The 1214-nt window shown below is 41.8% G+C and carries 1 protein-coding gene; it reads left to right on the top strand.

Going from position 1 to position 1214, the window contains the following annotated elements; all coding sequences use genetic code 11:
- Positions 1-143 precede the first annotated feature (143 nt).
- Complete coding sequence (locus BM058_RS17955) at positions 144-746, top strand: hypothetical protein (protein ID WP_090929181.1); 603 nt, start codon at positions 144-146, stop codon at positions 744-746.
- Positions 747-1214: the final 468 nt, after the last annotated feature.

The raw sequence follows: 1214 nt of genomic DNA on the forward strand, positions 1-1214 counted from the left end.
ACGGTGAGCCCCGGCGAACCGATGTCGCCCTTGTGCTCTGGAGTGCAAGCGTCCGCCTGCAGCGGATGCCTTAACGTTTAACGACTTTTGATACAGCTCCTTTTTTTGTTATTATTACAAGTAAACGGGGGGGGGGTTTGATTATGAAAAAATTTAAATTGTTTCGAACGTGGGTTTTTCTTGCCTTATTTTCTGTTGCAGGAATAGCAGTTTTTTCGGTTGTGAATGCCGAAGATAAAGACAATCACATAAACGTTGATGAAAGGTTTTCCGAATTCATCAAAGACAACGGTTATGACGAAAGCATTATAACAGAAGACAGGTTTCAACATACAAACGGGGAACTCGAAGTTTTAATAGACGGTAATATGGGCTTTGAACAAGCAGATATGGGAAGGTATTTGGCAGGTGTCGATAAAGAAGTATTAAAATCTTCGATTTATGCGCCCGCTGAACAGAAGTATTTCGACCATTTTATAAATTTTGCAAAGCTGACTATGCAGGAAGAATACAATACTGGATTTAAATTTGAAGAAATAATTAAAGACGTATATAAACGTGATTCAGAATATGTCGAAGAATACTACTTCAACGATAACGTGAATATATCCGTTACTAGACCAAAAAACACCGAACGTGAACAAATAAGGATAACAGTTATCCAAAATATCAATGGACGAAGTTTTGGAAAAAAGATACAAGAACAGTATAGGGACAAAGGAATTTCACAACGCCTTGAACCATAAGAAATTACGCCGAATCCACGTAAGAGGGTTCGGCTTTGTATTTGAGATACATGGGTGACACGGGAGGGAAGGACGTCGGGTATGTCTAATCCTCAAAATGGATCACCGCCTGCCGGATTGTGCACGTTAGAATCGAGCTAAACGTCCCTTTTTCCTGATCGGGCAGCTATTTTAAATGTTAGACGCAGGCTAAGCGTCACAATCCCCACCGCGCGGCGCAATTGTGCACCTTAGAAAGCCCCGCACCGCCCGTTTTTTGCTTCATGCAGCAAACCCCACACCGAATCCACACAAAAGGGTTCGGATTTTGTTTTATATTCGAAGCTTCTCTTTGTTAAATGTAATATTGTAACAAATAAGGAACTCGTGCCGACTAATCAGACAGATAAAAAGTCACTTCACACGTAAGGGGGATTCGATGAAACGGTCGGGATGGCTGCGGACCTTGCTATTTATTGGAGGCGCCGG

This window comes from Salibacterium qingdaonense (genome assembly GCF_900114715.1).
Lineage (GTDB): Bacteria > Bacillota > Bacilli > Bacillales > Marinococcaceae > Salibacterium > Salibacterium qingdaonense.